24 protein-coding genes are annotated in these 25,136 nt (G+C 34.5%); 15 read left to right on the top strand and 9 right to left on the bottom strand.

Going from position 1 to position 25,136, the window contains the following annotated elements:
* Positions 1-66 precede the first annotated feature (66 nt).
* From porX to BW936_RS15735, 6 genes are all read left to right on the top strand, one after another.
* Positions 67-1,611 (top strand): T9SS response regulator signal transducer PorX, encoded by a 1,545-nt coding sequence (gene porX, locus BW936_RS15755; protein ID WP_076549977.1) that lies wholly within the window; start codon positions 67-69, stop codon positions 1,609-1,611.
* Between the two features lie 9 nt (positions 1,612-1,620).
* Positions 1,621-2,034 (top strand): tRNA (adenosine(37)-N6)-threonylcarbamoyltransferase complex ATPase subunit type 1 TsaE, encoded by a 414-nt coding sequence (tsaE, locus tag BW936_RS15750; RefSeq protein ID WP_076549974.1) that lies wholly within the window; start codon positions 1,621-1,623, stop codon positions 2,032-2,034.
* 219 nt (positions 2,035-2,253) lie between these two features.
* Positions 2,254-2,385 carry a hypothetical protein gene (locus tag BW936_RS20065; RefSeq protein WP_262494008.1) on the top strand — a complete coding sequence of 44 codons (132 nt, stop codon included), beginning with the start codon at positions 2,254-2,256 and terminating at the stop codon, positions 2,383-2,385.
* A 101-nt stretch (positions 2,386-2,486) separates the two neighbouring features.
* Positions 2,487-3,131 (top strand): hypothetical protein, encoded by a 645-nt coding sequence (locus BW936_RS15745; RefSeq protein ID WP_076549971.1) that lies wholly within the window; start codon positions 2,487-2,489, stop codon positions 3,129-3,131.
* Between the two features lie 97 nt (positions 3,132-3,228).
* Positions 3,229-4,428: an alanine dehydrogenase gene (locus BW936_RS15740; protein WP_076549968.1), complete on the top strand. Its 1,200-nt coding sequence runs from the start codon at positions 3,229-3,231 to the stop codon at positions 4,426-4,428.
* A gap of 71 nt (positions 4,429-4,499) precedes the next feature.
* A complete protein-coding gene (locus tag BW936_RS15735) occupies positions 4,500-4,889 on the top strand; it encodes a DUF4258 domain-containing protein (protein WP_317042899.1) in 390 nt (129 codons plus the stop codon).
* Positions 4,890-4,896: 7 nt separating this feature from the next.
* Here the strand turns inward: BW936_RS15735 and BW936_RS15730 are convergent, their stop codons facing one another.
* On the bottom strand, positions 4,897-6,063 hold the full coding sequence (locus tag BW936_RS15730; RefSeq protein ID WP_076549965.1) for a proline dehydrogenase family protein: 1,167 nt from the start codon (positions 6,061-6,063) through the stop codon (positions 4,897-4,899).
* A 110-nt stretch (positions 6,064-6,173) separates the two neighbouring features.
* Between BW936_RS15730 and aroB the strand changes: the two genes are divergently transcribed.
* Together aroB and BW936_RS15720 are read left to right on the top strand one after the other, a co-directional pair.
* Complete coding sequence (aroB, locus tag BW936_RS15725; RefSeq protein ID WP_076549962.1) at positions 6,174-7,235, top strand: 3-dehydroquinate synthase; 1,062 nt, start codon at positions 6,174-6,176, stop codon at positions 7,233-7,235.
* Between the two features lie 108 nt (positions 7,236-7,343).
* On the top strand, positions 7,344-7,673 hold the full coding sequence (locus BW936_RS15720; protein ID WP_076549959.1) for a hypothetical protein: 330 nt from the start codon (positions 7,344-7,346) through the stop codon (positions 7,671-7,673).
* Here BW936_RS15720 and BW936_RS15715 read toward each other — a convergent pair.
* The 3 genes from BW936_RS15715 to BW936_RS15705 form a co-directional block, all read right to left on the bottom strand.
* Positions 7,670-8,191: a DinB family protein gene (locus BW936_RS15715; protein WP_076549956.1), complete on the bottom strand. Its 522-nt coding sequence runs from the start codon at positions 8,189-8,191 to the stop codon at positions 7,670-7,672. The genes BW936_RS15720 and BW936_RS15715 overlap by 4 nt on opposite strands.
* An 87-nt stretch (positions 8,192-8,278) precedes the next feature.
* Complete coding sequence (locus BW936_RS15710; protein ID WP_027066901.1) at positions 8,279-8,758, bottom strand: Lrp/AsnC family transcriptional regulator; 480 nt, start codon at positions 8,756-8,758, stop codon at positions 8,279-8,281.
* Positions 8,759-8,874: 116 nt separating this feature from the next.
* Complete coding sequence (locus BW936_RS15705; protein WP_076549953.1) at positions 8,875-9,978, bottom strand: M14 family metallopeptidase; 1,104 nt, start codon at positions 9,976-9,978, stop codon at positions 8,875-8,877.
* 213 nt (positions 9,979-10,191) lie between these two features.
* Between BW936_RS15705 and BW936_RS15700 the strand changes: the two genes are divergently transcribed.
* Together BW936_RS15700 and BW936_RS15695 are read left to right on the top strand one after the other, a co-directional pair.
* Entirely contained in the window at positions 10,192-10,599 is a 408-nt protein-coding gene (locus tag BW936_RS15700) for a helix-turn-helix domain-containing protein (protein ID WP_244156244.1), read from the top strand.
* Between the two features lie 71 nt (positions 10,600-10,670).
* On the top strand, positions 10,671-11,048 hold the full coding sequence (locus BW936_RS15695) for a hypothetical protein (protein ID WP_084182110.1): 378 nt from the start codon (positions 10,671-10,673) through the stop codon (positions 11,046-11,048).
* A gap of 527 nt (positions 11,049-11,575) precedes the next feature.
* On the opposite strand, the gene BW936_RS15690 is transcribed toward BW936_RS15695, so the two are convergent.
* The 4 genes from BW936_RS15690 to BW936_RS15675 all read right to left on the bottom strand — a co-directional run bounded on the left by BW936_RS15690 (position 11,576) and on the right by BW936_RS15675 (position 17,629).
* Complete coding sequence (locus BW936_RS15690) at positions 11,576-12,532, bottom strand: sterol desaturase family protein (RefSeq protein ID WP_076549950.1); 957 nt, start codon at positions 12,530-12,532, stop codon at positions 11,576-11,578.
* A gap of 108 nt (positions 12,533-12,640) precedes the next feature.
* The gene (gene mscL / locus BW936_RS15685) at positions 12,641-13,069 is read right to left on the bottom strand and encodes a large-conductance mechanosensitive channel protein MscL (RefSeq protein WP_076549947.1); all 429 of its coding nucleotides are present in this window, start codon (positions 13,067-13,069) and stop codon (positions 12,641-12,643) included.
* Positions 13,070-13,077: 8 nt separating this feature from the next.
* A complete protein-coding gene (locus BW936_RS15680) occupies positions 13,078-15,738 on the bottom strand; it encodes a DNA gyrase/topoisomerase IV subunit A (protein ID WP_076549944.1) in 2,661 nt (886 codons plus the stop codon).
* Between the two features lie 25 nt (positions 15,739-15,763).
* The gene (locus BW936_RS15675; RefSeq protein ID WP_076549942.1) at positions 15,764-17,629 is read right to left on the bottom strand and encodes a DNA topoisomerase IV subunit B; all 1,866 of its coding nucleotides are present in this window, start codon (positions 17,627-17,629) and stop codon (positions 15,764-15,766) included.
* 238 nt (positions 17,630-17,867) lie between these two features.
* Here BW936_RS15675 and BW936_RS15670 point away from each other — a divergent pair, with 238 nt between their 5' ends.
* Both BW936_RS15670 and BW936_RS15665 read left to right on the top strand, forming a co-directional pair.
* On the top strand, positions 17,868-18,773 hold the full coding sequence (locus BW936_RS15670) for a DnaJ C-terminal domain-containing protein (RefSeq protein ID WP_076549939.1): 906 nt from the start codon (positions 17,868-17,870) through the stop codon (positions 18,771-18,773).
* Position 18,774: 1 nt separating this feature from the next.
* Positions 18,775-19,068: a chaperone modulator CbpM gene (locus tag BW936_RS15665; RefSeq protein WP_076549936.1), complete on the top strand. Its 294-nt coding sequence runs from the start codon at positions 18,775-18,777 to the stop codon at positions 19,066-19,068.
* Here the strand turns inward: BW936_RS15665 and ychF are convergent.
* Positions 19,065-20,159, bottom strand: coding sequence for a redox-regulated ATPase YchF (gene ychF, locus BW936_RS15660; RefSeq protein WP_076549933.1), 1,095 nt, complete (start codon positions 20,157-20,159; stop codon positions 19,065-19,067). The two genes, BW936_RS15665 and ychF, sit on opposite strands and share 4 nt — an antisense overlap.
* Before the next feature lie 201 nt (positions 20,160-20,360).
* Here ychF and BW936_RS15655 point away from each other — a divergent pair, with 201 nt between their 5' ends.
* The 3 genes from BW936_RS15655 (at position 20,361) to BW936_RS15645 (ending at position 25,127) form a co-directional block, all read left to right on the top strand.
* Positions 20,361-20,939 carry an RNA polymerase sigma factor gene (locus tag BW936_RS15655; protein WP_076549930.1) on the top strand — a complete coding sequence of 193 codons (579 nt, stop codon included), beginning with the start codon at positions 20,361-20,363 and terminating at the stop codon, positions 20,937-20,939.
* Between the two features lie 57 nt (positions 20,940-20,996).
* Positions 20,997-22,010, top strand: coding sequence for a FecR family protein (locus tag BW936_RS15650; RefSeq protein ID WP_076549927.1), 1,014 nt, complete (start codon positions 20,997-20,999; stop codon positions 22,008-22,010).
* A gap of 369 nt (positions 22,011-22,379) precedes the next feature.
* Positions 22,380-25,127 (top strand): TonB-dependent receptor, encoded by a 2,748-nt coding sequence (locus tag BW936_RS15645; protein WP_244156251.1) that lies wholly within the window; start codon positions 22,380-22,382, stop codon positions 25,125-25,127.
* Positions 25,128-25,136 lie beyond the last annotated feature (9 nt).

Below are 25,136 nucleotides of genomic sequence, written 5' to 3'. Positions count from 1 at the left end.
AATTAACAATTCAAAGTTATACAAAAGCATTAGCATAGAATTTGATTATCGTCAAATAATACTTCAATGAACAAAATAAAAATATTATGGGTAGACGATGAAATCGATTTACTCAAGCCACATATCATTTTTTTAGAATCTAAAAATTATTGTGTAATCACCTGCCAAAGTGGTCAAGAAGCGCTAGAAGAATTAGCAGAAACAAGAGTGGATATCGTTTTTTTAGACGAGAACATGCCTGGCATATCTGGTTTAGAGACACTTTCAGAAATTAAGGTTATTGACAATTCCTTACCCGTGGTCATGATTACCAAGAGCGAAGAAGAGTTTATCATGGAAGAAGCCATTGGTTCTAAAATTGCAGATTACCTGATAAAACCGGTAAACCCCAATCAGATTTTACTTTCCTTAAAAAAGAATTTAGATCATTCTAGATTGATTTCTGAGAAGACCACGAGTAACTACCAGCAAGAATTCAGGAAAATTGCGATGGATTTATCTATGGTAAGCACTTATCAAGAATGGGCAGACTTATATAAGAAGTTAATTTATTGGGAATTACAGTTAGAAGAAATTGAAGACAGCGGAATGTTCGAAATTTTAGAATCTCAAAAAGCGGAAGCAAATCAGCAATTTGGAAAATTTGTTGACCGTAACTATGTTGATTGGTTCACTGATATTGATGCTCCTGTAATGTCTCACACCCTTTTTAAAGAGTGGATAGCACCAGAAATTAAAGATCAAAAAACATTATTGATCGTAGTAGACAATTTGCGTTATGATCAGTGGTATGCCTTTGAAGATACCGTAAACTCTTTCTACAAAAAGAAAAAAGAAGAATCCTATTACAGCATACTACCCACCGCAACACAATACGCACGCAATGCAATTTTCTCAGGATTAACGCCACTAGATATGGAAAAAAAATATCCGGATTGGTGGAAAAACGACACAGATGAAGGTGGAAAGAATCTGTTTGAAGATAAGTTTCTTGATGTCCAACTGAAAAGATTAGGGCTTAATTTAAAATGGGATTATCATAAAATTAGCAGCTTAAAACAAGGCAAACATTTAAGTCAGAATTTTAAAGGACAAAAAGACAATGACCTTACCGTTATCGTATACAATTTTGTAGATATGCTATCACACTCCAAAACAGAGATGGAGGTAATTAAAGAGTTGGCATCAAATGATAAATCATACCGATCACTAACTACGAGTTGGTTCAAGAATTCACCCATGCTCGAAATTATTCAACAAGCACAGACTTTGGGAATGAAGTTGATAATTACAACCGATCACGGCACTATTAATGTTAAATCGCCCTCTAAAGTTGTAGGTGACAGAGATACCAGTTTAAACTTACGCTATAAGACAGGTAGAAGTTTAACGTTTGAGAAGAACGATGTTTTAGCAGCCAAAGACCCAAAAACAATACATTTGCCAAGTATAAATATGAGCAGTTCTTACATTTTTGCCAAAAACGATTTGTTTTTTGCCTACCCTAACAACTACAACCATTATGTCAGCTATTATAGAAACACTTATCAACATGGCGGTGTTTCTTTAGAAGAAATGATAATTCCTTTTGTAGTTTTGGAACCTAAATAGATTTGAGGTATGGAGTTCATCTATCAAGAAGATATATTAGCGGATATTGCTAAGCAAATCATTGAGCACACGAGCAGTAAGACCCTAGCTTTTTACGCACCTATGGGTGCAGGTAAAACAACATTGATCAAAACACTAATTAAAGAATTGGGGAGTAGAGATAATGTAAGCAGTCCTACATTTGGGTTAGTCAATGAATATGCTTTAGATTCAGGAAAGGTATTAGGGTATCATTTCGATTTTTATCGACTAGATGACGAGGAGGAAGCTATGGATATAGGGCTTGACGACTATTTAGATTCTGGCAAATGGGTATTTATGGAGTGGCCTGAAAAAATTCCGAACCTACTTCCTAGTGAAGTTCAAAACATAACAATACAAATTTTAAACGAAACCACAAGAAAGCTAACCCTCTCAGAATAAAGGTGTATCAATAAAATCAAATATTTAGATGGGACAGTTTCGCCTACTCAAAAAGTTTTTATTGCATTTTTTTAGATGAAAATCAAATTATTCGACAAAAAGCATGATTAATCCGTTAAAGTGTTCTATTTTAACGATGAAAAGAATTTTAGTTGTATATTTTTTCTTACGTTTGTAAGAGAACAAATTATATAAGTATAACCAAAAAACCCCTTGAAAATGAAAAACAAGAGAACATTCTTAGCTTCAATCGCTTTAGGCGTATTTTTATTAGCATTAACTGCACCAGTTATTGACATTGATAATCAACAAGTAGGAATAGATAAGAGAAAGCTTAAAGAAAAAATCTAATTCCGTTATTTTTTTCTTTAAAAAAAGGGTGTATTTAAATACACCCTTTTTTTTATAATTTTTTACTAATACTGTCGTTAGAAGTTTATATATAATTTTTAATGACGCCGAAAATAAAAAATAAAAAAGCCCAAAGAAAGATTCTAATGGAATCTATTATGGTCTTTTTTGTAGCCATCTCTCCTTTTCTATATAAGTTATACGAATACATACCTGGTGCTACAGGCGATTCTGTATCTTTTCTAGGGATTACAATAACTAGTCATGGCTTTGCAGATGTATCTACTTTTATATGGTTCATGATGGGGAAAATTGTTCCTCTTTATCTACTAATATTTTGGTTTTTAACTGTTAAAAATTGGTGGTATCATATAATACTTATTCCAATAGCGATGTATGCTTTTCAAATTTTTGAAGTGTTATATAACTATGATAATGATATTGATACTGAAAATTTACTTTGGCTCTTACCTATATGTATAATTATAATTCCATTTGTTTACTTTTTAAGAATTAAATTATACGATAAATATGTATTAGGAATAGATTTGGAAGCTATAGAGGCTGAACTTGATGAACTTAAAGCAAAAGGTTACTCTAGCGAAAAGACCGATTTGAGTAGTGAATTTAAAGATGTTGCTAATCAAAAAGAGATATCAGATAAAAATATATCCACTGGAACTTTAGAAAACTTCTTAAAAAACATACAAGACCGAATACAGGGATGGCTACACCTAAAATTTTAAACCTCTAATATCATTATTTACGTATAAATCATTCATTTCTTTAAAAATTGTACATTTGAGTTTCAAGTCAATGATTTGATCAACTCACTACTAAGTTATGAATCAACCTACATCTCCTTTTAGCAAGCATCAATTAATTCCGCAAGAGGAAACCTTAGAGGTTTTACGTCAAAAAGGTGAATTATTTATCGGTATTCCCAAAGAGAATCAATATCAAGAAAAAAGAATTTGTCTTACACCCGATGCCGTTAATGCAATTACTGCAAATGGTCATCGTATACTAATAGAATCTGGTGCAGGTGAAGGTGCCCATTACTCTGACAATGATTACATTAATGCAGGTGGCGAAATAACTAGAGATACCAAAAAAGTTTTTGCATGTCCTTTAATTCTAAAAGTAGAACCGCCTACCCTAACAGAAATAGAATTTATAAATCCGCAGACCACAATCATATCCGCCCTTCAAATTAAAACACAATACAAAGCGTATTTTGAAGAATTGGCAAGAAAACGAATTACAGCTATTGCGTTTGAATACATTCGTGATGAGGAAGGTAAATACCCTGCTGTGCGATCACTTAGTGAAATTGCCGGAATTTCATCTGTCTTAATTGCAGCAGAACTGATGGCCGCTAATAATAATGGTAACGGACTAATGTTTGGTAACATTAGTGGTGTACCTCCTGTTGAAGTGGTAATAATTGGTGCAGGAACTGTTGGCGAATTTGCTGCAAGATCGGCGATAGGTATTGGAGCTAATGTAAAGGTATTTGACAACTCCATTACCAAACTTAGAAATATACAGACCAATTTAAAACAAACGGTCTATACCTCTACCATTCAACCAAAGAATCTTTTAAAAGCTTTAAAACGATGTGATGTTGCTATTGGCGCCACTCGCGGAAAAGACAGATCTCCTGTTGTTGTCACCAGCACTATGGTTGAGCACATGAAAAAAGGCGCAGTAATTATAGATGTTAGTATTGATACCGGTGGTTGTTTTGAAACCAGCGAAATTACAGATCACAACAAACCTACTAGAAAGAAATACGATGTAATCCACTATGGTGTACCCAACATACCCTCTAGATACCCAAAAACGGCATCGGTCAGTATTAGTAATATTTTCACTCCATACCTATTAAAAATTGGTGAAGATGGCGGACTGGAAAATTCGCTTCGGTTTGATAAAGGGCTACGTAACGGACTTTATATGTACCACGGTATTTTAACCAATAAATCTGTGGGCGAATGGTTTGATCTACAATACAGCGACATTAATTTCCTTATTTTTTAGAATACACTAATCATTCCTTTTTCTATCCGTTTTAAAAGGCATAAGTTTGCGATCTTAAAATTGGTTATCGTATGAATATGGATTTTGTGAAAAGATTAGGGTTCTTCTTGGTAGGATTATCCATTGGTATTGTATTTCTTACTTTTTTTCTGAAAAAAAAATCACAAGATACCGGAGTATACTTTTGTTACCTGCCAGACTGCAGAACTTTAAAAGACATTCGTTCAAAGTCCATGTACTATAGCGATGAAGCCAAACAAAAACTTCAAGAATATAAATTAGACTCAGTTGCCGTTACTTACATCTTAACTGAAGGCGATGTTGATTTTAGTAAAAGCGATACAAAATCCGTTCCCTGTAAGACTTACATAGTAGCGTCTGATTATAAGGAACAAGATTATGTTTTTACAGTTAGAAATTGCAGGGAAAAAGCCATAATTCAAAAAGTTGAAAGAGAATAAAACTTCCTTACATTTTTCTACGTTTTCTTTCTTTTTTCAATAAAGATAACTCCCTACTTGTTTGCCCGGCAACCGATGTATTTTCATCAGCCCTTCTAATTAAATACGGCATAACATCTCTTACGGGACCAAATGGTAAATATTTTGCTACATTATACCCGTTTGCAGCCAAGTTATAAGAAATATGGTCACTCATACCATACAGCTGGCCAAACCAAATATGGGTGTTGTTTTTTTCTATTCCCCTGTCTTTCATCAACTGCATTAAACGGTAACAACTATCCTCATTATGCGTTCCGGCAAATATGGAAATAGAATCTAAATGATCGAGCATGTACTCAATAGTGGCATTAAAATTAGCATCGGTCGTGGCTTTTGATTTACAAATTGGAGAAGGATACCCCTTTTCTTTTGCGCGTTCATTTTCCTTTTCCATATAAGCACCACGAACCACTTTCATACCCACCAAAAACCCATCTTTCACAGCACGCTCCTGCAATGACTTTAAATAGGGCAAGCGATCCCACCTATACGTTTGTAAGGTGTTAAAAACAATTCTCTTTTTCTTATTATACTTGCGCATCATGTCCTCCGCTAGATCGTCTGCCGCATCTTGCATCCAACTTTCCTCTCCATCGATCAATAAAGAAACCTCTAAATCATGTGCTTTCTTACATACCTTATCAAACCTATTCACCACACGCTGCCACTCCTCCTCTTCTAGTTTGGTCAGTTTTTTCTTTTCGCTGATTTTTTGATAAAGCGCAAAACGACCAAAACCTGTTGGCTTAAACACAGCATATGGTATTGCTTCCTTCTCCTTCACAAAATCTAGAATAGTCAAAATAACCTGGGTAGCCGCATCAAAAGGATCCTCTTCATCTTTACCTTCTACAGAATAATCCAAAACAGAACTAACACCTTTTTCCCACATTCTATCTACTACTGGCAAGCAGTCGCGCTCATTTATTCCACCACAGAAATGATCAAAAACAGTAGCGCGTATCAAGCTTTCTACCGGCAAATGCGCTTTAAATGCAAAGTTTGTAATTACTGACCCCATTTTCACCAATGGTTCATTGGAAATCATTTTAAAAAGAAAATAAGCCCTTTCTAATTCCGAATCGGTTTTTAAGGCAAATGCAGTTGCGGTATTTTCAAAAATTTGATCCATTTTTTACAATTTCAATAACGATCAAATATAATCACAGAATTTATATTCCTAAGACTAAAAATAACCTTTATTTTGCGGAAGAATAGCAAACAAAAAAAGCCATATTTTTAATGGATTCAATAATTTCAGATTCTTACGCAGTACATTTTAACGAGCAAGCTTTTAAAGCTTTAAACAACCATCTAGCGGATAAAAAATATTCAATTGTTTTTATTTTGGTCGATGAGAACACTCATGAACTTTGCCTACCCAATTTTATGGCAGAAATCAATGGAGAATATGAATTTGAAATTATTGAAATAGAATCTGGTGAAATCAATAAAAATATTGAAACCTGTGTGGGTGTATGGGAAGCTTTGTCTGAATTAGGAGCTGACCGAAAAAGCGTTATGATCAATTTAGGCGGTGGAGTGCTAACAGATATGGGAGGCTTTATTGCCTCAACATTTAAAAGAGGCATAGACTTTATTAACGTACCCACGACCCTCTTATCTATGGTTGATGCTTCTGTTGGCGGTAAAACAGGAGTAGACCTAGGTGCTTTAAAAAACCAAATAGGCGTTATCAATCAGCCTGTAATGGTACTTGTGGTTCCTGATTTTCTTGATACTTTAGAAAACAGACAAGTAAGAAGTGGATTTGCAGAGATGCTGAAACATGGACTTATTCAAAGCAAAAGCTATTGGGAGGCACTGAAAGAAGCCAAAAGCTTAGCGGATATGAAGCAACACATTCTCTCCTCTATCCAAATAAAGAATGAAGTTGTATTACGAGACCCTACAGAACAAAACATACGTAAGATTTTAAACTATGGCCACACCCTTGGTCACGCTATAGAATCTTATTTTCTGGAAAATGAATCTAAAGAAATGTTATTGCATGGCGAAGCTATTGCTATAGGTATGATTTTAGAAGCTTACCTATCTCACAAACTTTTAGGTTTATCTGAGCAATATTTAGACGATATTAAAACTACTTTTTTGGACAGATACGATAAAATTGAATTTTCTGAAGATGATATTGCGAACATTTTAAAATTGATGAAGTACGATAAGAAAAACTCTCACGGAAAAGTAAATTTTGTACTGCTAAAACAGATTGGGGAGCCTAAGGTTGATGTTGAAATTCCTTTAGAATTATTCAACGAAGCGTTCGCTTACTACAAAGTTTAAAAACTTCACATACCAAAAATAGTACTTTCACAACTCTATAAAGAGAGATGTAGGTATTATGACTAGTTTAGTTATAGATAAACCCAACTCACTATAAATAAAATAGTTATGACAAGACGCCTTATTGATTATCGCAAATTAAATCACCAATTAGCTGCCCTTTTAATTGAAACCTACCCTTATGGATATGGCGATGAAGACATCATATCGTTCAAGAATGTAAAAGGAGATTATGTTGAAGCTGTTGAAATTAAAACAAATGACACCTTATACCTAGTCAAAATAAGCAAAAGCCTTTCTAACTTTATTGCCAATTTTGAAGAAAATATTGTGAAAGAGCTAGAATCAAAAACTCCAGAGGAAGTAATGCATTCCGAAGATATGACCAAAGCACTTTACCTTAATTTTGAAACCGAGAGCGAAGAAGAGCTAGATTAATTAAGATAGCGTTCTTGCAATATATTTACATGGTGTTTTTGATGCCCGCTTATTACCAGTCCTAAAGCGGCAACAGACCAAGGAATACCACTAGCAGTACCTATTTTTTTTAAATTTTCATCCATTATTGTGTTGAACAAGCTAATAGATGCATTACGAACAGATAGGTATTCCGATAAAATATCTTCTTTTGTACGCAAATTAGCTTTGCTCTCCTCAACAAAGACATTATGATCAAAACCTGGTAAAGAAGTTTTGTCATTTCTAGATATTCTAAATGCTCTATATTGAAATACACGCTCCGTATCAATTATGTGGACCAGTACTTCCGCAACAGTCCATTTATCTTCTCCGTAGCTAAACAGAAATTGTTCATTGGTCAAACCACGAACTAAATCTTCAAAACTTTTTCGCCCTTTCAACAAAGCAGACCTTAAATCTTCTTGCTCATCAAGAGTTTTTAAATAAGTACTATAAAAAAATTGCAATTCATCTTCCCGTAAATCTTTAACCGTCATTTTAAATATTTAAATATCATAAATAAAAAAAAGCCCAATCATAAAATATAACCGAGCTTTTTTAAAAGTTAGTTGAACAACCTTTATTTATAATTCATTAAAGATGGTATGCATTAAACGTTTTTTGTCGTTAAAGCTTTCCTCTAATGAAATCATTGTTTCCGTTCTACTAATACCATCTATATCATCAATTTTAAAGATGATATTTTTAGCATGTGTAGTATCTTTTGCTCTAATCTTACAGAAAATATTAAACTTACCTGTTGTAATATGTGCAATGGTTACGTTAGGTATTTGATTTAAACGCTCCAACACAAATTTAGTTTGGTGTGTTTTCTCAAGAAAAATACCAACGTATGCTATAAAAGCATAACCAAGTTTTACATAATCTAAAGTAAGTGAAGAACCTTTTATGATACCTGCTTCTTCCATTTTCTTAACTCTTACATGTACCGTACCGGCAGATATAAGAAGTTTCTTTGCAATATCAGTAAAAGGAGTTCTGGTGTTGTCAATCAACATATCCAGAATTTGGTGGTCTATTTCGTCTAATTTGACTTTACCCATAGTTGTACAATTTTTGCCAAAAATAAAAAATAATCACATTAAATTTATTGAAACTTGTTTTTATTTAATGAAAACGTAAACAATAATACATTTTCAAAGAAATAAAACAATAAATATCAAGAAAGTAGATGCATTAAATTATTATCTTTTAACCATGTAACATCATTTTCATCATTGCAATTCAATGTCTTATGCGCAAATATGACCTTTGGCTCCTTATCAAAATAATGCAAATGAGGCTCAAAGACTATTTTATTTTTTTGCAACACCTCTTTATATTGTATAGGCACGCTTTGAGTATTCGTCATATTACTTTTAATGTTATTAGGGTTAATAACAAGAATGTCAACAAACTGTTTTCCGTTCTCCGGTATGGACAAATAGTGTTCAATTGGAAAATTAGAAACAAGATCTTTGGCTATTACCTCAATTCCTTTTAAGATTGATTTACAAATAAGCTCTCTGGTTTTGTCTCTATCGTAATCACCCGGAAAATGTCCAGATTCAAACAAAATGGTAGGTGTTTTTTTCATTTGAAAAGCATCGCCAACACAATTTGCATTAAAACCATCATCATACCTACCAACCTGACCAGGAATCTCTTTCTGCAACATAGTATTCATAGCTGCTATAACTTGCATAGTTAATAAACGTGAAGACGAGTTGTTTCGCTCTTCATCAAATGCCGGCGCCAAAAATGAAACCGTCGCAGGTTTGTTTGTTTCCCCTACATTAAAAATGGTACGCTGATCATGTAGATTAAAACAATAATTAGGTTTGAAATTTTCATAGACCTTTTTTAAAACCAAACTCTCTGGCTGAGACAAATCTTGAGCATCTCTATTAAGGTCAATTTCGTTAGCGTTGACCCTGGTATAATCACGAGCTCCATCTGGGTTTAATATTGGTATAATCTTTATGGTACAAGAATCTTTAATTTCAGAAACTCCGGCATTACCTTCTTTTAGATAGCTTAACAAATCAATAACCGCCTTAGTGGTTGTTGACTCGTTACCATGCATCTGAGACCACATTAAAATCTTATTAGGACCACTACCAAACGTAATACTCAATATAGATTCTTTTCTAACAGATTTACCTACAACTTCTATATCAAAAGTAGCTGGTAGTGCCCTTAAAAATTCGGCAATATGGTCATAGTTAATGTACCTCCCAGAAATAGTAGGCACCTTTATTTTATCATAATTAAAATCATCCATCCTCACATCAATTTAACAAACAGCAAAAATACTACAGCCTATGTTTACAATTGTAAACATTTAAATATGTAACAACTCCATTAAAAAACTTTAGATTTTTTACAATTTTAACTTTTTAATACTATTATAATCCAAATTATTTAAATTCAGACACTTAGGTAGTTTAATCTAAATTAAAACTTTCATTTTTTTAACCGTATTTAAGGTAATATTATGACGCTTATATTATACAGGGATAAAGAATACATTAACTTTGTAAACATGCTGAACACTGCTTCTTTTCTCTTAAGATTAAAGACAATCTTAGAACACAACGACCTATCATCTGCAGCCTTTGCGGATCTAGTTGACGTGCAACGGTCTAGTATTTCACATTTATTAAACGGAAGAAACAAACCTAGTTTGGAGTTTATCATGAAAGTAAACGATGCATTTCCCGAGGTTGATTTACAGTGGTTATTATATGGATCAGGCACCTTCCCTAAAACTAAAAAAAAGACCCCTACCCCTACTTCTAAAAACGTTCCAACTCAAAGAACAAATAACGAAAATGAAAAACGTTTAGAGCGAATAATCATGTTTTATACTGATGGAACATTTAAAACATATACAGAACTTTAAAAGCTATTATTATCGCGAACTATTCTTTGTTTTCTCTAACCAAATCACCTCTATTTTCATAATTTTGCAGCATGATAAAATATACACTCTTGACCGTTGCTTTATGTTTAATTTTAGGATCATGCTATGAACCTGAACGTGATTGTGAAAAATATAAAACCGGCACTTTTAAGTTTAACTATGAAGTTGAAGGAATGACAAAAGAAGGAAAGTTTACAAGAACCAAAGATTATAGTGTAGACTATTACGATAACAAAATAGATAGTGCTACGGTGCGCTGGTTTAATGATTGTGAATTTGTGCTACAAGACATCAACAGTAAAGCGGCCATACACTACAAAATTATTAGTACTACAGATTCCTCTTATACTTTTCAATATAAAACCGCTGTAAAGGATCCTAATAAACAGTTAATCGTAAAAACGGGAACCGCCATTAAAATTGACTAAAAATATTCCAATTATTTATGCTACCGGTCAGCTGAATTACACGAGCCATACAAACTATTTTTGAAAATTACTTTAAACACAATTACGTGTATTTCTCACTGAAATTACTTCTGGTAAATATACACGAGAGCAAAGCCATAAGGAATTTATTAATATTTTGACACAAGCTTAGGAGTGTTTAATACTCTATTTTGGAATAAACCGACAAGATGAATTTACAAACAGACTCTCTTTAATTCAAACACTAAGCCTGTCATCTTAAAAAGCAAGATGACTTACAAGTTAAAATTGAGTTGATTCAATTACCGCATTATACAATATTTGAAAAATAGGATACTAAAACGCTTACCATATAACATTCCCTTTCATTACAGTGCTTTCTGACTTAGGCACGCAACAAAGGATTATAACAACATATACAAAATTAAAGAAGCCTTAATTAAACGAATGTTTAATTAAGGCTTCTTTGACAAGGACATTAACATGCCAAACTGATTTAATTTATTATTTCAGCCGTTCTAAGTAATTTAATTAGGCCTATCAAAAGCTACACTTGGATTTGCCTTCTTCTGTTCTTTAAATAATCGCTGCTGCTGCTTAACCGTCATTGTACTGCCATCGTGACTCCATCCCGGAGGTCCAAAAATATACATCAACTTATGACTCAGTTTTTTTGATTTTTTGGTATCTGCCCAAATATCCTTAAACTCATGAGTAAGAATAACAATTGGGTTATTAGAGTTAGGAGCGTGAATAACACCAAATTTAACATCTATATCTTCATCAAACTCTTTCCATGTACCAAAAATTTTATCGAAGAAATTCAAAAACCCACCATGGTTTTTATCTAAATACTCTACGTTTTGAGCGTGGTGCACCTGATGCATAGTATGTGTGTTGAATATTTTTTCAATAAACCCCATTTTAGGAACATACTGTGAGTGTAATTGAAATTGCCAGAAAGACTCAATAGCCAGACAAACTACTACCATTTCTACCGGAAAACCAATAATTGGCATCCAAACATAGAAAAATGGCTTATACAATAATGTAAACCAACCATTACGAATGGCGGTACCAAGATTAAAATTATCTGATGAATGATGCACAATATGAGCAGCCCACAGTATACGAATCTCATGATTTGCTCTATGGAACCAATAATAGGTGAAATCATCTGCCAACTGACAAAGCAACCATACATACCAAGCGTAACCAAAAGACTTATACCCCATAATATTAGTTCTTACACCGTCAACCATTGGGTTGAACAACTCGTAAGCATACTCAAAGAGCACTACCAATAAGATCACTTTTAGCAAAGGACCAATAATTGCTGATCCAATTCCCATTACACTACTTGCTGCAAAATCTTTCCAATCATAAAGGTCATCATCTCCATGGGTTTTGCTGTAGGTCAATTCTAATAAAATAAAGGCAATAAAAGCTGGTGCGCCATACACCAGGGGGTTCGTAAAATCCATTAATTTTAAATTTTTGTAAAGGTAGTTATAAAAGCTATTGCTCTTAAAATTTGTCTAATCTTAACATTCTATCTTATGATAAGACAACTCAATAATTAAACAGTTTAATCACTTTTTATTTTTAAGTATAGCATTTTGTTCTTGTAGTAGTTTTTCCATATTTGACAGCAGAGCAATGTTTTTTGGAGTTTCCACCTCTTTATTTGAGGGGTCTTCCGATTTCTCTTTAAATCTATTAATAAATTTTACCATTACGAAAATGGTAAAAGCAATTATTCCGAAATCTATTAGCGACTCAATAAGCTCACCATAACCTACGGCAACTTCTTCCACTGAATCAGCAGCTTCCCTAAGAATCCATTTTTTATTTGATAGTTTAACATCATCAGTCAATAACGAAAGTGGCGGCATAATAACAGCAGAAACAATCGTACTTATAACTTTATTGAATGCAGTACCTACAATGATACCAACAGCTAAGTCAATCATATTGCCCTTAATGGCAAAATTCTTAAATTCTTCTAAAAACTTTTTCATAGTATCAATTAATCAAATAATGTTGGTTCATCTGCAGAAGCACTGTCCTCCCCTTTAGATTTCCCTTCATCATCAGCTGCCCCTACAGCTTCCTCATCTACAACTTCAATATTTTCTACTTCTTCCGGAGCCTTAGACTCGTATGGCAAAGGATCAAGAAGATTAATATTTTTAACCTTCTCAGTGATAAATTGATTACCTAAAGCTTTAATTCCTTTAATTGCTATAAAATTCTCTACATCAACAGATTCGTTTTCCTTAGGGTCTTTACCCCTTGGCTTAGGAAATTCAATTTCAACCATTGGCTTCCAATCTGTAGAAACAAGCTCTAAGAACGATTTTGGATGCTCAGAAATAAACAATTCTTCTTTGTTTTCACTTTCAATTAAAAATCGCTTAATATAATAACGCTGTTTTTCTCCCTCCCAATAGATAGCGGAAATAGGTTTCTCAGGTATCCATTTCTCTAACACTATCATATCATCATCAAAATGGGAAGTCAGTACGGGCAAGAAGGTTTTTGCTACACCTTTCTGATTAATGACCAAAATTAAATCATCCCCTTTGAACTCACCTAGCAGTTCTCCTCTTCCGTCAACATTCAGCCTACGAACAACATCGTCAAACCAAATTTTTCTTGGTTTAAGGGTAGAGACCCCCTTTTCCTTTAGTTCTATTCTTTTAACAGAATATTTAGTTACAATATTTCCTTTTGACGCCCTTCCTTTAATAAGCACATCAGAGAAATCAATATCCCATTTCAACTTCTTAATACTACCCACTTGACGAAGCAAAACCGTAATCACTTCAGCCTCCCCATTTGGGTTAGCAGAGAAATACAACACCTGAGAACCAGCTTTACCGGTAGTTAGGTTATATTCTCTATCTCTAGTAACACTGGTTACATTAAAGCGCTTTATATAAGCAGGACCGCCTTTTCCGTCTTTATATACCAAATTATAAGTAGTACGCTTATCTTTCTTCTTAAATACCGCAACATGAATAATACCCTTACCCACAAATATTTTTGAATCTACTTTTGACACCATCATCTTACCTTCATTGGTAATCATGATAATATCATCTATATCACTACAGTCTGCTACATACTCATCTTTCTTTAAGGAGGTACCCACAAAGCCTTCTTCCCTATTCACATATAATTTGGTATTTCTGATAGCGACCTTGGTAGCTTCAATATCATCGAAAACACGAATTTCAGTCAAACGTCCTCTATCCTTACCGTAGGTTTCCTTAAGATTTTTAAAGTAGTTAATTGCAAATTCAATTAGATTGGCCAAATGATGCCTAACCTCTGCAATACGCTCTTGCAAACTCTCTAAGTGCTGCTGCGCCTTATCTAAATCGAATTTTGATATTCTTTTGATACGTATTTCAGTAAGTCTTGTAATATCCTCCTCAGTAACTGCACGCTTTAAATGTTTGGTATGCGGCTCTAGACCTTTGGCAATTGCATTAATGACACCTTCCCAAGTTTCTTCTTCTTCTATATCACGATAAATACGATTCTCAATGAAAATTCTTTCTAAAGAAGCAAAGTGCCATTGTTCTTCTAATTCTCGCAATTGAATCTCTAACTCTTGCCGCAACAGATCTACTGTAGAGTCAGTGGATCTTTTAAGCATTTCCGTAACCCCAATAAATAGTGGTTTATTATCTTCAATTATACAACCCAACGGAGAAATTGAAGACTCACAGGAGGTAAACGCGTATAATGCATCAATCGTTTTATCTGGAGAAATACCTGAAGGCAAATGAATTAAAATTTCAACATCTGCAGCGGTATTATCTTCAATTTTCTTGATTTTTATCTTCCCTTTCTCATTAGCCTTTAAGATAGAATCAATTAAACTACCAGTGTTAGTTCCATAAGGTATTTCATTGATTACCAGTGTATTTTTATCAACCTGTGATATCTTTGCACGAACCCTTATTTTACCACCTCTAAGTCCGTCATTGTAATTTGTAACATCTATGATACCTGCCGTAGGAAAATCAGGATAAATCTTAAATCGTTGTCCCTTTAAATGTTTTATAGAAGCATCAATAAGCTCTACAAAGTTATGGGCAAGCACCTTTGTTGACAAACCAACAGCAATACCTTCCGCCCCTTGAGCCAAGAGTAAAGGAAACTTAACAGGTAGGTTAACCGGCTCTTTTTTTCTACCGTCATAAGAAGCCTGCCATTCTGTTATTTTAGGGCTAAAAATTACTTCAAGGGCAAATTTAGAAAGTCTGGCTTCAATATATCTAGATGCAGCAGCTCTATCTCCAGTAAGAATATTTCCCCAGTTACCCTGAGTATCGATCAAAAGGTCTTTTTGTCCAATTTGCACCATGGCATCTGCAATACTAGCATCTCCATGAGGATGGTATTGCATGGTATGACCAACAACATTGGCCACCTTGTTATAACGACCATCATCAAGTTCTTTTAAAGAGTGCATGATACGGCGTTGCACCGGTTTAAACCCATCTTCAATTGCAGGTACCGCTCGCTCCAGAATTACGTAAGAAGCATAATCCAAGAACCAGTCTTTATACATACCAGTAACCCTCGTCAATGCTTCAGAGGGCTCTGTATTTTCGTTATTTTCTTCGGAAAGGTTGTCGTTAATTTCCTCGTTCAAATCGTCATTTTCCTCCATTCAGAAGCAATCGTATTAATCTAGTTTATACTACTTTATCTTCAATTAAATCTACTTCAACTTTAAGGTTGTTGATAATAAATTTCTGTCTATCCGGTGTGTTTTTACCCATATAAAAACTTAACAGTTCTTCAATGGACATCGCCTTGTCAAGCATAATAGGCTCTAATCTAATATCATCTCCTATGAAATGCCTAAACTCATCTGGGGATATTTCTCCTAAACCTTTAAATCTGGTAATCTCAGGTTTTCCAGATAACTTATTTATTGCTTTTTGACGCTCTTCATCGCTGTAACAATAAACCGTTTCTTTCTTATTTCTAACCCTGAACAAAGGCGTCTGTAAAATATATAAATGATTCTCTTTAATCAATTCTGGAAAAAATTGCAAAAAGAATGTAATCAATAGTAAACGAATATGCATACCATCAACATCGGCATCAGTAGCTATTATAATATTGTTATAGCGTAAATCTTCAATAGACTCTTCTATATTTAAAGCTGCTTGCAACAAATTAAATTCCTCATTCTCGTACACAATCTTTTTGGACATACCATAAGAATTCAGCGGCTTTCCTTTAAGACTGAATACCGCTTGTGTATTTACATCCCTTGATTTTGTAATAGAACCAGAAGCGGAATCACCCTCTGTAATAAACAGAGCACTTTCTAGCCTACGGTCATGCTTCATATCACTAAGGTGCACTCTACAATCCCGTAATTTTTTATTATGTAAACTTGCTTTTTTAGCTCTATCACGTGCAAGTTTACGAATACCTGAAAGTTCCTTACGTTCTTTCTCGGCCATCATAATTTTACGCTGAAGCTTATCGGCAGTGTCCGCATTCTTATGAAGATAATTATCTAGATATTTGCCAATAAATTCATTGATATAGGTTCGTACCGTTGGAAAATTACCTCCCATATCCGTAGACCCTAATTTTGTTTTTGTCTGACTCTCAAAAACTGGCTCCATTACTTTTATGGAGATTGCGGAGATGATAGATTTTCTAATGTCAGATGCATCATATGTTTTCCCGTAAAAATCACGAATAGTTTTTACAATAGCCTCTCTAAAAGCAGCTTGGTGCGTACCACCGTGAGTTGTATGTTGACCGTTAACGAAAGAGTGGTACTCCTCACTATACTGCGTTCTACTATGGGTAATAGCTACTTCAATATCATCACCTTTTAAATGAATGACAGGATATAGCATATCATCTACATTATTGTTATCCTCTAAAAGATCTTTTAATCCGTTTTCAGAATGAAACTTTTCACCATTAAAAACAATAGTCAGACCCGGATTTAAGTATACATAGTTCTTAAGCATGCGCTCCACATACTCGTTTCTATATTTATAATTTTTAAATATGGCTTCATCCGGTATAAAAGTAACTTTTGTTCCTTTCCGCTTACCTGTATCTTCAGGACCAACCTCACTCTCTAGATTACCAGAACTAAATTGGGCCGTTTTTAATTGACTATCCCTAGAAGATTGAACTTCAAAAAAACTGGATAAAGCATTTACCGCCTTGGTACCTACCCCGTTTAAACCTACTGACTTTTTAAAGGCGCGGCTATCATACTTACCACCGGTATTCATTTTAGAAACCACGTCCACAACTTTACCTAAAGGTATACCACGACCATAATCCCTAACCTTGACCACTTTATCCTTAATAGAAATCTCAATGGTTTTACCGGCACCCATTACAAACTCATCAATACAGTTATCTATAACCTCTTTCAGTAGAATATAAATACCATCATCTGCAGACGAACCATCTCCCAATTTACCGATATACATACCTGGTCGTAATCGGATATGTTCTTTCCAATCTAGCGAGCGTATATTATCTTCAGTATATTGAGTTGGGTCTTGAGACATCTAAAAAAATTTAAGAAAGTTGGGTTAAAGATAGCACCACTCGGCAAAAAATAAAACACCTACCTGTTAAAGTAATTAACAATAAAACAAACCTATTTGTTGATATCCGAATGGGTTAATGCTAAATATAACAAAATCAAACTACAGGTAAATAATAAAAAAGACTATTTAAATGATGACATGTATCATAAAAATAATTTTAAGCTTTTTATATCTTTAAACTAGATTTTAAACAGCTATGGAATTTATTGATTATTACAAAATTCTTGAAATTGACAAGAAAGCATCACAAGCCGATATTAAAAAAGCATATCGTAAGTTGGCACGTAAACTTCATCCAGATTTAAATCCGAATGATAAAACTGCACAAGAGAAATTTCAACGTGTAAACGAAGCAAATGAGGTTTTAAGTGATCCAGAAAAAAGAAAAAAATACGACCAATACGGCAAAGATTGGGAACATGCCGATGCTTTTGAGGAAGCCAAAAGAAAACAACGCAGTTCTTCTGGCGGAAACAGAAGAACATATTCTAGTTCTACAGGATCACAAGAAGATTTTTCAGATTTCTTTGAATCTATGTTTGGCGGCACCGGCGGTGGTTTTAGCGGAGGAGGAAGACAAAGAGCTACACAATTTAAGGGACAAGACTTAAATGCTACTTTAAAATTAAACTTACTAGATATTCTTGAGGATCAAAAACAAACTTTGGACCTAGGTTCTAAAAAAATAAGAATAACCATACCTGCAGGTGTAGAAGATGGGCAAACCATTAAAATTTCTGGTTATGGTGGTGAAGGTGTCAATGGCGGACCGAAGGGAGATTTATACCTAACCTTTGAAATAAACAACAACACCAACTTTAAAAGAGTGAAGAACGATTTATACAAAAATGAATCTATCTCTTTATATGATGCAATGCTAGGAAGCGCTATAGAAGTAGAAACTTTGACAGGAAAAGTAAAATTAAAAGTGAAGCCTGAAACCCAAAATGACACCAAGGTGAAGTTAAAAGGAAAAGGTATGCCGGTTTATAAGAAAAAAGGTGCGCACGGAGATTTATATATCACCTATAAAGTGACCATGCCCACAAAGTTATCAGAAAAAGAAAAAGAATTATTTAAACAACTTTCAGAATTACGATAATATGAATTCAGAAAACTACATACAAATAGAAGTATACTGCCAACAAACGCAAACTCCGATGGAATTCATAGAGGACCTTCTAGAATTTGAAATGATCGAAGTACAGCAAATTGAAAATAAAATATACGTTGAACCACAATATATTGTAGAAATTGAACGTGTTTATAGGTTGCGAGAAGAACTCGGTATAAATATGGAAGGCATAGACACCTTAAACCATATGATAAAAAAAGTCAACCGGCTAGAGCAAGAATTAAAACTGCTACGTGACCGGTTGACTATATATGAACATTAAACATTAAAACGGAAATGCATTACATCGCCATCTTTAACAATGTATTCCTTACCTTCTACTCTCATTTTACCGGCTTCCTTTACTTTTGCTTCACTGCCAAAAGCAACGTAGTCATCATAAGCAATTACTTCTGCACGGATAAAGCCTTTTTCAAAATCGGTATGTATAACTCCCGCTGCTTGTGGAGCAGTTGCTCCAACAGGAATAGTCCACGCACGCACCTCTTTTACACCTGCGGTAAAATAAGTTTCCAAATCCAATAACTTGTAAGCTCCACGGATCAATTTAGCAGAACCAGGCTCTTCCAAACCTAGATCCTCTAAAAACATTTGGCGTTCTTCATAGGTCTCTAATTCTGTAATGTCTGCTTCGGTACCAACCGCCAAGAAGATAACTTCAGCATTTTCAGCAGCTACAGCTTCTTTCACCTTTTCTACATAAGCGTTACCAGAAACAGCGGCATCTTCATCTACATTACAAACATACATCACCGGTTTATCCGTAATGAACTGTAAAGGTTTTACAAACTCCAATCTGGACTCCTCTTCAATTTCAATAGCTCTAACCGAAGTACCAGCTTCCAATCCGTTTTTTATAGCAAGTAGCACAGCTTCTTCTTTCTGAGCTTCCTTATTACCAGTCCTAGAAGCTCTCCTTACCTTCTCTAACTTCTTATCTACAGTCTCCAAATCTTTCAATTGAAGCTCCATATCAATAGTTTCCTTATCCCTAATTGGATCCACAGAACCATCAACATGCACAATATTATCATTATCAAAACAACGCAACACATGCAAAATAGCATCAGTTTCACGAATATTTCCTAAGAATTGATTCCCCAGTCCTTCACCTTTACTAGCACCTTTAACCAGTCCCGCAATATCAACAATCTCTACAGTAGCAGGCAAAACCCTTTCTGGAACTACCAACTCTTCAAGTTTTTCTAACCGTGAATCTGGCACATTTACAACCCCTATATTAGGCTCAATTGTACAAAAGGGAAAATTTGCACTTTGAGCTTTCGCATTGGACAAACAATTAAAAAGTGTTGATTTACCAACATTTGGCAACCCTACAATACCTGCTTTCATAATTTAGAATATTTCAAGGGTGCAAATATAGTTTTTAGTTACGCAAATTGCATCCAATTTTTACATCTAAAATCAACACTTAAACCATACAATTAATTTATTTAATATTAAAACAATTTAGACTAATGATAATAAAATTGGCTATTTTTAACATAATTTAAGAAATAATTATTACTTTGTACACAGAACATGTAAGAATTTATGGAACTTCACTCAGATGAAACTATATGGTATTTTTTCAAGAAAGGTGAGGCTACCGGTTTTAGCCTACTTTTTAAAAAATATTACCCTCCATTACAGGTGTATGGATTAAAGCTTAGCAATAATCAGGCACTAACGGAAGATTGTCTTCAGAATTTCTTCATTCAACTATTTGAAGACCGACATAAACAAAATTCCATTAACAACTTAAAAGCTTACTTATTTGTATCATTTAAAAGAAGATTAATAAAACAACTTCAAAAGAATCAGAATAATATCCCTATCATAGAAGCCCAGTTATTTAAATCTAATTTTACGTTTTCTGCAGAAGAAATTTCCGTACATCAGGAGATACAATTTCTATGTACTTCTACCCTAGCTACCCTTATAAACAAACTATCATCACGAGAAAAAGAGGTTTTATATTTAAAATATTATAGCGGAATGAAAAGTGCTGACATTGCAGAAGTTATGGATATAAGTTACCAAAGCGTTCTGAATGTTTTGCAAAAAGGGTTATCAAAACTTCGCAAATCATCTGAAAATAAACAGATTAGAAATATTTTAAAAAAAAGTTAAAAATAGTAGGGTATATTTTTAAGAATTAAATCTCTTATAAATGGAAGACCATACTACATGGACAACAAAAATAAATTCGACCTACATTATTTCCTATCGGATGTATCATTTGAAAATTGGGCAAAGGGCTTAAACAAAAATGATATCACCTATTGGAATAATTGGATCCAAAACAATGCTGAGCATATAGAAACCGTAGAGAATGCTAAATCTATAATTACCGGAATTAAATTTAATCAACACTACCCAAGTAACGAAAAAGTAGATCAGGCTCTTGCACGTGTTTTACCTAAAATAGGTCTTAAACCTTCTACTAAAACTAAACTTAACAAAACACGTACTATAAACAGCTCTTTATTTACTATTGTTGCTGCAGTGTTACTTGTACTAATAAGCTACACCAGCTATTCATTTTTTAATTCCAATTCTTCAACGGTTCACAAAACCAACTTTGGAGAGATCATTGATTTAAAATTACCAGATGGCACCTCAGTTGTACTGAATGGAAACTCAGTAATATGGTATGAAAACGAAAATCCCCGATACATACACTTAAAAGGGGAAGCGTACTTTAAAGTAAAGCCCATTCCAAATACGAACGCAAAATTTTGGGTAGCTACAGAAGATCTCAAAGTAGCGGTACTAGGAACCCAATTTCATGTAAATACGAGAAAACAAAAAACCAATGTAGTGCTTGACCAAGGATCTATTCAATTAGAGCTAAACAATGGAAAAGTTACTAAAATGATTCCTGGTGAAATGGTTTCTTTTTCAAACAAAAGTAAAGAACTAATCCACCGAAAAGTGGATACCGAAACCCCCTATGCACTATGGCGTGGTGGCACATATGCTTTCAATGAAATACCCCTAAAGGAAGTTATGTTTAACCTAGAAATCACCTATGGACTAGAAGTACAATATGAATCAAATCAATTAATGGAAATACTAATTTCCGGAGGTATTCCCAATCACAATTTACAAATATGCATTGCCGCAATAGAAAAAGCCACAGGAACAAGAATTATACACAAAGACAACATATTACGCATACAAGAAAATCCTATTTATTAATTAAATTTTTTAGTTATGAGAACGAACAAATTAATGAGATTACTGCTTGCAGTAATGCTTTTTTCTAGCATTACCAGCGTTTTTGCCACCAATGAACTCAAAAAAAATGTAACCCTAAGCGAGTTTCTTAATGAGGTCAGTGAAAAACATGAGGTCTTTTTTACCTACAACCCCGCACTGGTATCCAGCACCAGTTTAAACCCTGAGGAATACAAATTCCCTGTACTAGATAAGATTATCAATAAACTTGAACGCCAGACTAGTTTTGATTTTGAATATTTAGGTAACAAATATTATGTGGTTTACCACAAGAAGCCAGAAAGGGTTAAGGTTATGAAAATCAACTTAAACATCAATGGCATCACAGCGATGACTCTAAATAAAAAAATTCAAAATAGCATTACTGGTAAAGTAACAGATGATTCTGGAATGCCATTAGCCGGGGTTAATATTATTGAAAAAGGTACAACTAACGGTACTACTTCAGATTTTGATGGCAACTACACAATCAATATAACAGATGACACAAAATTAGTATTTAGCTATGTTGGCTTTGCTACTCAAGAAGTTTCAACCGCCGGAAAAAACACCATTAACGTACAATTATCTGAAGGTATGCAACTAGATGAGTTTATCGTAGTAGGCTCACGAACCGCTCCTAGAAGTAATGCAGACACGCCATTACCTGTAGATGTTATTGGAGCTAAAGATTTAAGCTCAACAGGCCAAGCAACCTTTGATAAGGCGTTACAATACAAAATCCCTTCTTTTAACACAGTACAAACTCCTGTAAATGATGCAACTTCTTTATTGGACCCATATGAAATAAGAAACATGGGACCTTCTAGAACGTTAATATTGATAAACGGTAAACGCAAAAACCTCAGTGCATTATTATATACACAAACATCTCCGGGGCGTGGTGAAACAGGAGCTGATATCTCAGCAATACCAACAGATGCGATTAAAAGAGTTGAGATTCTTCGTGATGGCGCATCTGCCCAATATGGTTCTGATGCTATTGCCGGTGTAATGAATATTATACTTAAAGACTCTCCAAATGATGGCTCTGCCACCGTAAGAACAGGCATAACCTCTGAAGGTGATGGTGAAATGTTTGGAGTAGCGGTGAACAACGGCTCTTCTATTGCCGATGACAAAGGATTCGTCAACTATACAGCAGATTTCTCCAAAGTTAACCAAGCTAATAGACCGGGCACTGTTAATGCAGCAGGTGAAGCAGCAGATTTTGGTGCTGATATTGCTGATGTGCAATCCTTTTTATCACGAAGACCCGACGCAGGAAACATTAACGGGTCTCCCGAAACGGCAGCTGCTAAATTTTCTCTAAACTTTGGCTACGACCTAAGCGATAACACCTCCCTATATGCCAATGCTGCTTACGTTTATAAAGCGGTGAACAGTTTTGCAAACTACAGAACCCCATACTGGAGAACAGTAGATGATTTTCCGTATTTGGCTGATTTTTTCCCCGGAAACAATCCAAACACAGCTGGTGGGTACGACGGTTATGTACCAACATTTGAGGGTTTATTAAGTGATTACAACGGAACCATAGGATTTAAATCTACCATTAACGAATGGAATATAGATGCCAGCTTTACAACAGGTGGAAACACACAGACATACAAGGTAAACCAAACTCATAATAGAAATGTAGTATACTCACCTTCTACTTGGGTTGACTCTAATGGAAATGGCTCTGTAGATGACGGTGAACTTACCGAAGGATCTCAATTATACAGAGAAAACAGTCAACAATCATTTGATCCAGGAGGAACCAGATTTTCCCATAACGTAGGTAACATTGATATTTCTAGAATTCTTTCTGATAAAATTAGTATCGGTGTTGGTGCTGAGTTCAGAACTGAGACTTTTGAGGTTATTGAAGGTGAATTAGCTTCTTATGACGGGGGTGGGGCAGATTCTTTTGCAGGTGCTTCTCCTCAAAATGCAGGAAAATTCAACAGATACAATATTGGCGGATATTTAAGTTTGGATTATGACGTATCTGATGCATTCTTATTAAGCGGTACTATTAGAACTGAGAATTATTCAGATTTTGGCAACGCATTCGTTTATAAGTTTAGCTCACGTTATAAAGTTAGTGATGCCTTCACTTTAAGAGGCTCTATCTCTTCTGGCTTCAGAGCTCCTACTCTACACCAAATTTATACTCAGAAAGCCCAGTATAGCTTTGTACCGGGCCAAGGTATTCAAGTTGGTGGTTTAATTAACAATGTTTCTACGCAAGCTAAATTATTAGGTATACCTCAATTAGATGCTGAAACATCTACAAATTTCACCATAGGTTTTGGCGGTAAAATCGATAACAAATTCAGCTATACATTAGATTATTATAATATTGCCGTAAAAGATAGAATAGTATTAGGGTCTGAAATTGGTCCGAGCGGAGATGCTGCAAATCCTCTTGATATTCTGTTAACGAACAACAATTTAAGTGACGTAAGTTTCTTTTCTAATGCAATAGACACTAAAACTTCTGGTATAGATGTTGTTCTTGCTTATAAAGGAATTGAGATTGGCGCAGGTAGCCTTGATTTAAATTTATCTGGTAACTACACCATTCAAAACGAAAGGGATGGGGCTGTAAAGGATGTACCATTGGTAGCCAATTCAGGCCAATCTGTTGTAAATGAAACCCAAGAAGCTTTATTCTTTACTTCTAGACCAAAAACAAAGTGGATTTTAGGTGCCAACTATGATATCAACAAATTTGGTATTTCTTTGAACAATACCTATTTTGGAAAAACAACTTTTCAACAACAAGGTTTAGACAGCAATTTATTCACAGAGTTTACTCCAAAAATTGTTACTGATCTAGGGATCAACTACAGTGCTACAAATAAGTTGACTTTAGCATTAAACATTAACAACCTATTGAATGTTTTACCTGAATGGAGTTTTAAATCCAAGAACGCTGTAGGTGATGCTATTTTAGCAGATGCCGCCCAGACTCAAAACCAATCTAATTTGATTACTTTCAACCAGCGTTATTCTCAAATGACCTATGACGGCTATCACTTTAGTCAATTAGGGGCAATGTTCAACCTCTCCTTGAATTACAAATTTTAGGTCGATTTA

This window comes from Maribacter ulvicola (genome assembly GCF_900155985.1).
In the GTDB taxonomy this organism is placed as follows: domain Bacteria; phylum Bacteroidota; class Bacteroidia; order Flavobacteriales; family Flavobacteriaceae; genus Maribacter; species Maribacter ulvicola.
This window is presented reverse-complemented; position numbering and strand designations above follow the sequence as displayed.

Excerpts from the sequence above, each read along its gene's own strand:
- porX (WP_076549977.1), top strand. The coding sequence starts at position 67 with ATGAACAAAATAAAAATATTATGGGTAGACGATGAAATCGATTTACTC.
- tsaE (WP_076549974.1), top strand. The coding sequence starts at position 1,621 with ATGGAGTTCATCTATCAAGAAGATATATTAGCGGATATTGCTAAGCAA.
- BW936_RS20065 (WP_262494008.1), top strand. The coding sequence starts at position 2,254 with ATGAAAAACAAGAGAACATTCTTAGCTTCAATCGCTTTAGGCGTATTT.
- BW936_RS15745 (WP_076549971.1), top strand. The coding sequence starts at position 2,487 with ATGACGCCGAAAATAAAAAATAAAAAAGCCCAAAGAAAGATTCTAATG.
- BW936_RS15740 (WP_076549968.1), top strand. The coding sequence starts at position 3,229 with ATGAATCAACCTACATCTCCTTTTAGCAAGCATCAATTAATTCCGCAA.
- BW936_RS15735 (WP_317042899.1), top strand. The coding sequence starts at position 4,500 with ATGAATATGGATTTTGTGAAAAGATTAGGGTTCTTCTTGGTAGGATTA.
- BW936_RS15730 (WP_076549965.1), bottom strand. The coding sequence starts at position 6,063 with ATGGATCAAATTTTTGAAAATACCGCAACTGCATTTGCCTTAAAAACC.
- aroB (WP_076549962.1), top strand. The coding sequence starts at position 6,174 with ATGGATTCAATAATTTCAGATTCTTACGCAGTACATTTTAACGAGCAA.
- BW936_RS15720 (WP_076549959.1), top strand. The coding sequence starts at position 7,344 with ATGACAAGACGCCTTATTGATTATCGCAAATTAAATCACCAATTAGCT.
- BW936_RS15715 (WP_076549956.1), bottom strand. The coding sequence starts at position 8,191 with ATGACGGTTAAAGATTTACGGGAAGATGAATTGCAATTTTTTTATAGT.
- BW936_RS15710 (WP_027066901.1), bottom strand. The coding sequence starts at position 8,758 with ATGGGTAAAGTCAAATTAGACGAAATAGACCACCAAATTCTGGATATG.
- BW936_RS15705 (WP_076549953.1), bottom strand. The coding sequence starts at position 9,978 with ATGGATGATTTTAATTATGATAAAATAAAGGTGCCTACTATTTCTGGG.
- BW936_RS15700 (WP_244156244.1), top strand. The coding sequence starts at position 10,192 with ATGACGCTTATATTATACAGGGATAAAGAATACATTAACTTTGTAAAC.
- BW936_RS15695 (WP_084182110.1), top strand. The coding sequence starts at position 10,671 with ATGATAAAATATACACTCTTGACCGTTGCTTTATGTTTAATTTTAGGA.
- BW936_RS15690 (WP_076549950.1), bottom strand. The coding sequence starts at position 12,532 with ATGGATTTTACGAACCCCCTGGTGTATGGCGCACCAGCTTTTATTGCC.
- mscL (WP_076549947.1), bottom strand. The coding sequence starts at position 13,069 with ATGAAAAAGTTTTTAGAAGAATTTAAGAATTTTGCCATTAAGGGCAAT.
- BW936_RS15680 (WP_076549944.1), bottom strand. The coding sequence starts at position 15,738 with ATGGAGGAAAATGACGATTTGAACGAGGAAATTAACGACAACCTTTCC.
- BW936_RS15675 (WP_076549942.1), bottom strand. The coding sequence starts at position 17,629 with ATGTCTCAAGACCCAACTCAATATACTGAAGATAATATACGCTCGCTA.
- BW936_RS15670 (WP_076549939.1), top strand. The coding sequence starts at position 17,868 with ATGGAATTTATTGATTATTACAAAATTCTTGAAATTGACAAGAAAGCA.
- BW936_RS15665 (WP_076549936.1), top strand. The coding sequence starts at position 18,775 with ATGAATTCAGAAAACTACATACAAATAGAAGTATACTGCCAACAAACG.
- ychF (WP_076549933.1), bottom strand. The coding sequence starts at position 20,159 with ATGAAAGCAGGTATTGTAGGGTTGCCAAATGTTGGTAAATCAACACTT.
- BW936_RS15655 (WP_076549930.1), top strand. The coding sequence starts at position 20,361 with ATGGAACTTCACTCAGATGAAACTATATGGTATTTTTTCAAGAAAGGT.
- BW936_RS15650 (WP_076549927.1), top strand. The coding sequence starts at position 20,997 with ATGGACAACAAAAATAAATTCGACCTACATTATTTCCTATCGGATGTA.
- BW936_RS15645 (WP_244156251.1), top strand. The coding sequence starts at position 22,380 with ATGACTCTAAATAAAAAAATTCAAAATAGCATTACTGGTAAAGTAACA.